This window comes from Saccharopolyspora spinosa NRRL 18395 (genome assembly GCF_000194155.1).
GTDB lineage: Bacteria > Actinomycetota > Actinomycetes > Mycobacteriales > Pseudonocardiaceae > Saccharopolyspora > Saccharopolyspora spinosa.
This window is the reverse complement of record NZ_GL877879.1, coordinates 1,584,579-1,594,883: the sequence shown is the minus strand read 5'-3', so window position 1 is coordinate 1,594,883 and position 10,305 is coordinate 1,584,579. Positions and strand designations below refer to the sequence as shown.

The window sequence follows — 10,305 nt, the reverse complement described above, 5'->3', positions numbered from 1 at the left end:
CCGAGTACCCGGTTGGAGAACAGCGGTGAGTCGGTGGAGTTCTTCGTGCATGTGGTGGACCCGGCTGGTGTCCGGGTGGAGTACGGGCCGGCGGATCCGAGGTTGTGGCGTCGTGGCCGCGAGGCCGAATGGGGTGAGTTGTTCGCGGCCCTGAACGATGACGGGCCCGCGGAGTTGATGAATCTGGTCAACCCGGGGGCGCGCCGGAACCAGTATCTGGCTCAGGCGTTGGGGGTGGACGAAACCACGGCGCAGGTGTGGCGGATGTGGTCCCACCTGCCCGAAGGGGGGCACGCGGAGGCGTTGCGCCGGGCGATCACCGGGTCCGTGGTCAGCACCTACGGCGGGCGGGAAGAGGTCAAGAATCTGGTCGAGGCGCTGGTGCCGGACGGTCCGCGGTATCAGGAGCGGTTGCGCGCTCTGGGGCAGTTCATGCTGTACCCGGCCGATCATCACCGTTGGTCGGGGACGTGGGAGGAAGAAAGGCGTGACACCGCCAGCGCGGCCTGGTACCGCAACGAGCTGCAGCAAGCGGTGGCCAGGTTCGGTGGCCTGGACAAGGTAGTGGAGCTGACCGAAAAGGTGGCAACGCTCAGCGACGGCTACCGCAAGTACATCGGCCTTCCGTGGCATGTGCGCCGACTCGGCCAGTTGTGGTACCACATCCGGCGCGGTTCGCTGGTGGCCTCCTTCGAGGCAGGAGCGACCGATGCTGAGGCGGACGTGACTGCTGTCACGCGGATCGCCGAGAGCAAGCCCGGCATCCGGGTGCAGGTGCAGGACTTCGACGTTCCGGCACCGCCACGTACCGGGCTGCGAGGTAGGCAGGCCACTCCGCGGGAGCTGCGTGTGCTGCAGGAGTTGGCGCGTGACCTTGACGGTCGTGAGCTGGACTACCTCACGCGCTTCTTCATTGAGAATGACTGGACGGTCGGCGGGGAGAGGGGCACCGAGCGCGAGTGGCGTCGCGGCCGTCCCGACGATCGTGCGGTGGTGCGTGGGATCGTGCTCGACACGATTGTCGAGGCGTTCGGCGGGCCGGAAGCAGCGGTCGCGCTGGCTGACCGATTGCGGGTGCTGGGCCGCATGATGGGCATGCGGTGGGCCTCGCAGGGGCAGCCGGAGGGGCCATCTAACGCCGCGCGGACGGTGCTCGTTGCGCCGGGCGGTCACCGGGTCGGTGGTCAGCACTTACGGTGGGCGGGCGGAGGTCAAAGGTCTGGTCGAGGCGCTGGTGCCGGACGGTGCGGGGTATCAGCAGCGGTTGCGTGCTCTGGGTGAGCTCATGATGCCCCAAACCGATCGCCGTCTGCTGGAGGAGTGGGGCGAGGAAGGGCGTGACACCCGCAGCGCGGCTGAGTACCGCGCCGAGCTGCGGGAAGAGGTGGCCGGGCTAGGTGGCCTGGACCGGGTGGTGCGTGCCGGGAGCAGGCCCGACGTCCAGGTGGAAGTGCGCGACCTGGGCGGTCCGGCACCGCAGCATGCCGGTGAGCTGGGCAGGCGGCCTAGTCCGCGGCAGCTGAACGTGTTGCACGAGTTGGCGCAGGCCCTGGACGGTGATGAGCTTGGCTACCTCTCGCGCTTCTTCGGCGGAACCTTTGAGGTCGCCCGGGCGGTCGGCGTTTCTGAGAGAGACGTGCGGGAGTGGCGTCGTGGCCGTCCCGGCGATCGTGCGGTGGTGCGCGGGCGATCGGTAAAGCGGAGAGCGACGAATTCGATACCTTCATGGAGAAGGAACAGCCAGGCTTGCTGGATCGGCTTGAGCGTGTGGGCGGAAAGGAGGTGCCGTCCGAGAGCTCAACGCGCTCCACGGGGTCTGTTGTGGACGGCGATGCTGTCTCCACTGGTGACAATGGTGCGCGTCGTCGTCAGGCTTGGCCTGGGCCGCCGACATCATTCTGGGTGGGCCGGAGCAGGTGGCGTGGCGGGATGGCCGGTTGCTGCGAGTGGCGGAGTTGCTTGATGTGCCGGAGTCGGTGCGGCTGGAGCGGCTCGGTGACCTGGCGGGGATCGCGGAGATGGCCCAGTTGGCGGACCGGATGGAACATCTGGAAGAGAGCCTGCCGGGATTCGATCCGGACCGTAAGCATGCACGGAACGCCGAAGCTGCGAAACGCATGGTACGGAAGGGAGCCTGGACCGCAGAGGATCTGAAGTGGGTCAAGCACACGTTGCCTGGGATGCGGGCGGTCGCGGAGAAATGGCGTGACCTGGCGCGCTCGTTGCGTCGTGGTGCCAAGGATCGGAAATTGCGGGGGTTGAGGAATCGGGCCGATGCGGAGTTGGAGGAATAGTCCGGCCCGGCAAGGGACTCCTTGTTGGCGGAGACCGCAGTGGATAAGCCGGACCACCAGGCCGGCGGACCCCGCACACCCACCACCAGCATTATTGATCAACACCCCCCCAACCTTGATCAACAACCCAAACCAAAACCAATTCGGTGGATCCGGGCTTCGTCGGCGAAGCAGATCCACGCGCCCAGCCTGCGCGCGATCCTTTTACCGTTGGCCAGGTCGTCTTCTTCCACTCGGTGATCGCCTGTTCGTCGCGTTCGACGGCCCGGCGGATCGGCGCCTGTGGGCTCCAGCCCATCCGGTGCAGTAGTAACGCCACGCCTTTGAGGCTGTAGGAGACGTGGAACATCCGCCCGATCAGTTTCGCCACCCTGGCGAGGGTCCACCGTTGGTCCTCGGTCCAGCCTGCCGCCGCTGGACCGTCTCGTAGGGCTTGTTCCAGGCGGGCGATCTGCTGCTGGTTCAACTTGGTCTTCGGGCCGGGCCGTCCTTTCGACGCCAAGGCCTCGACCCCGCCAGCAGTCCACGCTCGCCGCCACGCCCGTGCCGACGAACCTGTTCACGCCGGGCACGCGCTGTTGGGCCGGTGCCGCCACCATCCGCGTATCGCACATCAGGATCTTCTCCGAAAGTCCAGAATAGACCCCGGCGACACGCCGAACCCTGAAGCCACAAAGTCAGTAGTGAGCGCTGGCGGATGGTAGGCCGATCAGGGCGAGTTGTCGGGGTGTGAACTGGGCGAGGGCTTGTTTCCAGCGGTCTTGTAGCGCGTTGATGAGGGCTTGTTCGACTTGTTGTGATACGTGGGAGTAGATGTCTTGGATGTCGTCGTCGAGGGCGTGGCCGAGTCGGCGTGCTTGCGCGATTTCAGGGACGCCGGCGTCGATGAGCCAGGTTTTGTGGCTGTGGCGTAGCCCGTGAAACGTCAGTCCTGATTTGACGGGCTGGGTGCGGATGCGTGGCTTGACGCGGTCGAGGTTGCCGTCGGTTGCGGGGCGCATGGCTCGGCGGGAGAAGTTGCTTCGGCGGGGGTGTTCGCCTTCGGTGGTCACGAATACGTGGGGGTGGGTGTGCGTGTTCAAGTGGGTGTGCAGGGGGCTGAGGAGGAACGGGGGCAGGGTGATGGTGCGGGCGGATTCAGCGGTTTTGGGTGGGCCTAGGCTGAAGTGGCCGTTGACTTCGTGAAGTGCTCCGTTGTCGGGGTCGATGACGATGTTTCCGTCGTCGAGGTGGGTGTTGTGTCGTTGGAGTCCGGTGATTTCGCCCCAGCGCGCGCCGGTCCATCCGGCGGTGATGATCAGGAGTCCGGCCCAGGGGCCGGTGAGCGCTGCGGCTTGGATGGCGATGCGAAGGACCTGTTCGGGGGTGGCCCAGAGGCGTTCACGTCGCTTGCTGCGTGAGCGTTTGCCGCGTCGTTGTGGGCGGATCGGGTTGGCGGCGATGAGTTTCTCGTCCGTTGCGTCGGCGAGCATCATCGCCAGTATCTTGATCATGGTTTTGGTGGTGGATTCGGAGTAGCCGGTGGCTCGCTTTTTCTTGCGCCAGGCGGAGACGGAGATTCCGGTGATGTCAGAGAGCGCGGTGTCCCCCCAGCGGGGCATGATGTGGTTGTTGATCAGGCTGAGGTACTGGGCTTCGGTGGTTTCGGCGACGTCGAGCGCGTCCAGCCAGGTTGCGCTCCACTCGGCGAGCGTGATCTTGCCGGCTGCGGGGTCGATCCAGGTTCCCTTGCGTTGTTCGCATTTTATGGTGCTGATGTGGGCTTCAGCGGCCGTTTTGGTTGGGAATCCGGGGATGGAGCCCAGTGTGCCGTCATCCTTGAGGTAACGGACCCGCCAGGAGTCCTCGCCTCGTTTCTCCGCCCATGCCATAGGTTTCCCCTGTATCTCGTTGCGGTGGATGTTTTGACGGACAGATGGACGCTCCTGCGGGCACAAAGGGCAAGTGGGTGCACAACCTGGCGGCGTAGATCTTGATAGGTCCTGCGTGGCAGCGGTCAATTCACTTTGCGTGGTCGGCCTCGACGTGCGCGAACAGGTTGCGTCCCGTTCTCGACGATGGTGCGAAGGTCTGTTGCGGAGAAACGCAGATGTCGGCCGATGAAGGTGCAAGGGATTGATCGGGTGCCGGCTTTGCGGCGCAGCCATGTTTCCTTCACCGACAAGAGCTCGGCGGCCTCGGTCGGGGTATACAGCGGCAGCGGTGCATCGTCGGGAGTGTCTGGGGAAGCATCGCCTGATGTAGGTGCGGTGAGGCGGTCGCGGTCGTCCGCGCTAGAGGTGTGTGGTAGTGGGCGATGTTGCCGACTGTGTGGCTGTGGCTGCTGAGATTTGCGCATTCTCTACTGCTGCCGGTGTGGGGTGTGGTTGCCGGTCGTGTTTCGATCGGTGTTCGCTGGCATGGTGAACTGGCTTTCCGTGCTGCTGCACATCGATTGTGGGGTTGGCTACGGGGGCGACTACGTGGTGATGTTGCGTGGCTTGTATCGCCGAGGGCGTGCTGCGCCGTCGAATGGGTCCGGGTGCGACTGGCAGGTGGGCGGCGATCGGTAGATTCTGGTGCGTGTGCGGAGATTCTGGGTTGCCTGTTGTCTTGACGGTGTTGTCGAGCGTGGTGAGTACGCAGGGTTTCCATGAGTTGGGCGTGCCAGCTCAAGGCGAAGTGAACGCAGTTGGACTCGCTGCGGTGACCGGGTGTGCAGCCGGGGACATACCGGCCCCGGAAACTCCAGGCGGCGGAGTCACTGCTGGAGATCGCATCGGCATAACGCCCCAGTCCCAAGACTTTCGCGCCGAAGGCGTGTAGCCGGTACCCGCGGACGGCCAGTGACCGCATGATTTGCTCGACCTCCGCTGTGTGCTGGCGGCGGCATACGCTGCCCACACCGAGCAGAGGTAGCGTGGCTAGGTCCACACCTTCCTTTTCATACAGGTCCGCGCACCAGTGGTAGTCGCTGATGCTCTGGCCCTGGAGTACGGCGATGAACGGCAGATCGGGTGCGATTTCGCGTAACCGTAGGTAATTGGTGACGGTGCGACGTTGGTGGGTGCGCACTGTCGACCCGGTGCGAGCCAGGATGTGCGCTTCGGTCATGTGGTCCATCGGTGCGGCCCAGGCGAGGTGGCCGATCTCGGTGGCGTAGCGGCGCACGGCTGCGGTGTAGGTGCGTTCGTCGATGAGCCATCGGCCGTGCAGGGACAGTTCGGTGAAGCCACCGGAGTCCAGTGCCCACGGTCCGGTGGCGCGCGGAAGGGTGCGGCGGCCGGCCAGGCGCCGGTGAGAAACCAGCAGAGGGACGCCGAGGTCGCGGGCGAGCCACGAAGGCTGATGCGTGCCGAGAAAGAATCTCATCACCGCATCACCCGCCGAGTCGGCTTCGCGACGAGCAGCACCGTGACGGTGAGTGTTGTGGCGACCGTTTTGCCGAGGATCTGACCAGGTACCGAGGTGAAGGAACCGAACGCCAGCGGCACGAACAGCGCGCTGTCGGTGACTAATCCGGTGATGTTCGAGCCCAATACCGCGCCTACCCGCGACCGGGTACGGAGCCTGGCGTACACGCCTGAATCGACGGCCTCGGATACGACGAACGCGACCACGCTTGCCAAGGCGATCTGCGGGGTGGCCGGCAACCAGGACACCCCTGCCCCGAGCATGATCGCGACGAGGACCCCTCGCCCTCCGAGAGCCTCGTGCAGCAGGTCTCGCAAGGTCAGCGTCACTCCGGCCCACGCCGTGCCCGCTGGGACGGCAATCGAACCGACGAGCAGGACCGGCCAGTGGGTGGAGGCCCAGTTCGCGATGACGACCGTGGTGGCGAAGGCGACCAGCACCACGAAACCCAGGCAGGTGTGCCGGTGGGCAGTCGCTTCGGAAGGTTCGCGACGGTTGTGCGGTGTTGTCGCGGGCACGCAATGTTGCGTCGTCATGCCGCACGCTCCCCGGAGACCTGAGTGCCGGAGCGGCAGGACCACGGCGAGCAGCCATCCGGCTCGTCGTCCTCATCGGGGACGGCGACGAGATGGGAGTGCCGCGTGGCCGTGGCGGGCTGATCGAGGTCGACTTGGTCAAGCGGTCTGCAGGAGCGGTGCAGGAAATACTGCCCGCGCAACGGCTGGCCTTGTTCGGTGGCGTGCGGGTAGCCGTCGCGAATGGCCTTGTCGAACTCGACCGCGTCACGCCACCCATCCGGGTCGTGGTCGCGAATCCACCGCCAGCCCGCGTTTCCATGAAACGGGCAAGTTATTGCGAATATCCGGTAACGATCGTCTGGAGGGCGCGGCATCATGCATGGGTGGACCCTGTATGTACTGCGCGTGAGTTCGTCGCTGCTCGCTTCCCCGAGGCGCTGGCCGCTTTCCTCGGTGGCAGTGCGGGCACCGCACTCCGCACTCCGACGTCGGATCTGGATGTTGTGGTTGTTCTCGACGGGCCGCCGGCACCGTTTCGGGAGACGCTCGACCACGAGGGCTGGCTGGTCGAGGTATTCGCCCACACCAGAGAGTCCTTCGCGGCTTTCGTCGAGCGCGAGATCGCAGCTCGGCGCTCGCCCCTGCTGCACATGTGCGGGCACGGCGAGGTATTGCTCGACCGTGACGGGACCGGGCAGCGGATGGGGGACGACTCGCGCGCTCGCCTGCGGGCGGGGCCGGCCCCGCTGTCGGTCGAGGAGCTGGAGAATCACCGTTACCTGATCAGCGATCTGCTCGACGACCTCACCGGATGCCAAGATCCAGATGAGTTGGTCTTCATCGCGAACAGACTGCTGACGGCCGTTGCCGAACTCGTGCTGTTGCTGCGGTGTCGTTGGCTTGGGAATGGCAAGTGGCTGTTGCGTCGGCTCCGCGAGACGGAACTCGAGACGTGCGAGAGCCTGGTGAGTGGTTACCGGCATCTCGTGACACGCGGGGACGCAACGACGTTTTGCCACGTTGCTGAGACGGTGATCAATCGTGCCGGTGGTCGTCTGATGCAGGGGTATCGGCGTGGTGGCTCTACCGCGCCAAATGGCTCCTAATGCAGCGATCCCGCGTAGCCATACGGTGTTCATGGCTTTGCTCCAGTGATGCTGTTCTGGACGGCGGTCAGCGCGATGAAGGCACGGTCGGTGCCGAGTTCTTCCGGTGTTGGCCCAGCGGGTGTGGGCACCTTGGCGAGTCGGTTTGCGAGCCCGGCGAGAGCGTCCCGGTCGCCTTCGAGCGCCGTGCGCTCGTCGTCGGTGAGGTCGAGGCGTTCGAGCATGTTCTCGACGCCGTCCTTGACTTCGAGTAGGCGTCCGGCGCTCGACTCTTTGGGGAGGTAGAAGGGGCAGCGTGCGCAGGCGAGGCGGTGCGGGCATTTGGCGAAGAAGTCGTAGGTGCAGTAGCCGTCGCCGAGGTCGTAGTACTTCCACGGTTGCTCGCCGCTGGTGGCTGCGCCGGTGAGGATGCTTTCGCGGTCTATGAGGACCTGGATGGTGCGCACGTTGCGGGCGAAGTAGTCGGCCTTCTTGTATGCGGAGGTCAGTTTGCGTTGCAGGATCGCCGCGTAGTGGCGGGTGCTGGAGAAATGTTTGTGGCCCAACCATTCCTTGAGATCCACTATGGACAGTGGTTCGGGGGCGTTAAGCAGTTGAGTGGCGATCGTGGATCGGGCGCGGTGGCTGGTGAGCGCGCCGCGCGAGTCCGTCTCGGGGATGCCCGCTTTCCGGCAGAGGGCCGGAAGGACTGTGTCGTTGAGGTAGGACCGGCCGATCAGTTGGCCACGAACGCAGAACAGGAACTGGCGGCGCTGCCCGGTTTTGCGGTCCTCGATGTCGGGCTGTGGCGGCCGGACGTGTTGCCACGCCTCGACGAGTTGGCCGACGATAGGGTCGACCGGTTTGGTGAACTCGCCGGTGGTCTTGTTCTGCGGAACGCGTAGCAGGCAGATGGGGAACGGCTCGCCGGTCTGCTCGTCGCGGCCCTCGTCGCGCTGGATGCAGTCGACGTCGAGTCGGCGGATTTCGTCGATGCGGCATCCGGCGAACAGCCACACCCCGACGAGCGCTCGGACCATCTCGATCGGGTAGTAGGACCGCCGGCCGTCGCTGGCTGCTTTGGCCCGCGGGGTGCCGTACTCGTTGACGTCCTCGATGTTCAGCGTGAGGCCGGCGGCCATGAGCTTGGCCCAGGAGACCTCGTCGATGATCCTTGGGTTCGGCCCGATCTGGGCGCGCACCGACAGCGGCCCGGCGAGCACTTTGCGTGGGTCGAACTTCGGCTTGATCCATTCCCAGTCGATCAGGTCCAGGAAGAAGGCCCGGAGGCTGTCGATGCGTTGGACCTTGCCGACCGCGGATAGCGGTTGGCCCTTCTTGCTGGTGTTGCGGTTGTGTCCGGCCCATTGGCCGTGAACGGCGTGCAGAGTGTCGGCGACGTACTCGGCGGCGATGTCGCGGGTCCACAGGCACGGTTCCAGCGCTTCGGGGTGCTTCTCGGCGGCCCAGCGTCCGGCGATGAGGATGACCGAGAACATGCCGCGGACCGTGCCGGGCTCGTGGGTGGACAGCTGCCGCCAGCGCTGCGCCCAGGCCAGCCACTGCGGCGGCACCGTGGCGAGCGTGTCGGCGCGAGGTCCGCGTTGTGCGTCGTTGTTGTGCAGCGGCTGGGTGATGATTCCCTTGTGCGCCAGCACGCGGGACACCTTGATCAGTCCGCTGCGTCGGTTGCTCTTCGGGTACTGCTGGGCCAGTGCCCGCACGTCTTCCTCCGCGATGTCTTCCAGGCGAGCGGTGCCAGTGACGAGCAGAAGATCGCTCAGCGCAGCTGGAATCTGGCCGGTGACCGTGTGCTTGGAGGCATCCCAGGATCGCAGTGTGTCGACGACATCGGTGATCGCGGCCTGGACGGGCTCGACGCCGAAGACCAGCTCGGCGACCGGCACCTGGAGGACGTTGACGTGGTGGTGCAGTCGGCGATGCAAGCCCAAGGCGTTGGCGATGGCCACGACGAGCCCGCGATACCCGAGGTCGCTGCCCCTTCCCGCTTCCTTGGCGAGGTTGATCCAGGTCTGCTCGTCCCACGCCCAATAGGGCAGCTGTTCGTGGTGGACACGGCGTAGCAGCGTGCTGCGTACTCGGGCTGTGGTCTTCTCCGGCCAGTGCGGTGTTGCCTGCTCGATAGGCTCGATGAGCCGGTGCAGCACGTGCATACGCGCTGGCGCTAGCCCCGTCATCCGCACATGGGCATAGGTGAGTTGATCGGCCGGGCCTGTGTCTTCCCGTTCAAGGGCTCTGACAGGGTGTTCGGTCGTGGATCAACGTGAACGGCGACGGGCCCGGTACGTCGGTGCGAGCATCGAGAAGCAGCTGGGCGCGTTGCCCGTGATCGCTGATTACTGTCACCGTCTGGACCTGGCCGACATTATCGATCGGGCCTGCCCGATACGGGATCTTGCCCATCTGACCCACGGGCAGGTGATCGAAGCACTGGTCGCCAACCGGTTGACCTCACCGGCACCGCTGGTCCGGGTGACCGAGTGGGCACGCGAACACGCAGTGGAAGAAGTCTTCGGCGCTGACCCCGAACTGCTCAACGACGACCGGATCGGCCGCGCGCTGGACGCGATCGCTCCCGAGCTCGACCGGATCGTGGGATCCGTTGGAGCGCAAGCGATCTCCGTGTTCGGTTTGGACACTTCCCGGCTTCATTGGGACATGACGTCGATCTCGCTGTACGGGGCCTACGAGCAGATCGACGCCGACCACCCGGCGCCGAAGTTCGGGCATCCCAAAGACCGCCGCCTCGACCTGAAACAGATCCAGGCCGGGCTGGCGGCCACCGGCGACGGCGGCGTGCCGGTCTTCCACCGAGCCTACGACGGCGGAGCCGGGGAAGTGGCCCAGGTAGTGGGCGCTATGACCGAACTGCAAAAAATGGCCAAGCCCCAGGAGTTCCTGCTGATCGGGGACTCTAAACTGGTGTCCTACACCAATGTCTCGGCGATGATCGATGCCGGTGTCGGGTTCATCGCCCCCGCCTCGAAGGCGTAC

9 protein-coding genes and 1 pseudogene are annotated in these 10,305 nt (G+C 65.4%); 4 read left to right on the top strand and 6 right to left on the bottom strand.

Annotated elements, in window-relative coordinates; translation table 11 throughout:
* Positions 1-1,281: hypothetical protein (locus SSPN_RS57065; RefSeq protein WP_237710735.1), on the top strand; the 1,281-nt coding region annotated here is incomplete at its 5' end.
* Between the two features lie 593 nt (positions 1,282-1,874).
* Entirely contained in the window at positions 1,875-2,294 is a 420-nt protein-coding gene (locus tag SSPN_RS0126460; protein WP_010310967.1) for a hypothetical protein, read from the top strand.
* Positions 2,295-2,385: 91 nt separating this feature from the next.
* Here the strand turns inward: SSPN_RS0126460 and SSPN_RS51995 are convergent.
* From SSPN_RS51995 to SSPN_RS0126445, 5 genes and pseudogenes are all read right to left on the bottom strand, one after another.
* Positions 2,386-2,829, bottom strand: a pseudogene (locus tag SSPN_RS51995) (winged helix-turn-helix domain-containing protein); the annotation flags it as partial.
* A 142-nt stretch (positions 2,830-2,971) separates the two neighbouring features.
* Positions 2,972-4,165, bottom strand: a complete 1,194-nt coding sequence (locus tag SSPN_RS0126455; protein WP_010310963.1) for a tyrosine-type recombinase/integrase — start codon at positions 4,163-4,165, stop codon at positions 2,972-2,974.
* A gap of 125 nt (positions 4,166-4,290) precedes the next feature.
* Positions 4,291-4,488: a helix-turn-helix domain-containing protein gene (locus SSPN_RS62955; protein ID WP_083822206.1), complete on the bottom strand. Its 198-nt coding sequence runs from the start codon at positions 4,486-4,488 to the stop codon at positions 4,291-4,293.
* On the bottom strand, positions 4,449-5,645 hold the full coding sequence (locus tag SSPN_RS62950; protein WP_420188105.1) for a deazapurine DNA modification protein DpdA family protein: 1,197 nt from the start codon (positions 5,643-5,645) through the stop codon (positions 4,449-4,451). Before SSPN_RS62950 ends, SSPN_RS62955 begins: the two co-directional genes overlap by 40 nt.
* Positions 5,645-6,223, bottom strand: a complete 579-nt coding sequence (locus SSPN_RS0126445; RefSeq protein ID WP_083822121.1) for a VUT family protein — start codon at positions 6,221-6,223, stop codon at positions 5,645-5,647. The genes SSPN_RS62950 and SSPN_RS0126445 overlap by 1 nt, the downstream gene beginning before the upstream one ends.
* A 98-nt stretch (positions 6,224-6,321) precedes the next feature.
* On the opposite strand from SSPN_RS0126445, the gene SSPN_RS0126435 reads away from it, so the two are divergent.
* Positions 6,322-7,311: a nucleotidyltransferase domain-containing protein gene (locus tag SSPN_RS0126435; protein WP_237710734.1), complete on the top strand. Its 990-nt coding sequence runs from the start codon at positions 6,322-6,324 to the stop codon at positions 7,309-7,311.
* A gap of 29 nt (positions 7,312-7,340) precedes the next feature.
* Here the strand turns inward: SSPN_RS0126435 and SSPN_RS45880 are convergent, their stop codons facing one another.
* Entirely contained in the window at positions 7,341-9,464 is a 2,124-nt protein-coding gene (locus SSPN_RS45880; RefSeq protein WP_010310951.1) for a tyrosine-type recombinase/integrase, read from the bottom strand.
* A 100-nt stretch (positions 9,465-9,564) separates the two neighbouring features.
* Here SSPN_RS45880 and SSPN_RS0126425 point away from each other — a divergent pair.
* Positions 9,565-10,305, top strand: a 741-nt coding sequence (locus SSPN_RS0126425; protein ID WP_010310098.1) for an IS1634 family transposase, incomplete at its 3' end; no start/stop codon positions are given.

Coding starts and splice junctions, on each gene's coding strand:
- SSPN_RS45880 (WP_010310951.1), bottom strand. CDS start 9,464: ATGCACGTGCTGCACCGGCTCATCGAGCCTATCGAGCAGGCAACACCG.
- SSPN_RS0126455 (WP_010310963.1), bottom strand. CDS start 4,165: ATGGCATGGGCGGAGAAACGAGGCGAGGACTCCTGGCGGGTCCGTTAC.
- SSPN_RS62950 (WP_420188105.1), bottom strand. CDS start 5,645: ATGAGATTCTTTCTCGGCACGCATCAGCCTTCGTGGCTCGCCCGCGAC.
- SSPN_RS0126445 (WP_083822121.1), bottom strand. CDS start 6,223: ATGACGACGCAACATTGCGTGCCCGCGACAACACCGCACAACCGTCGC.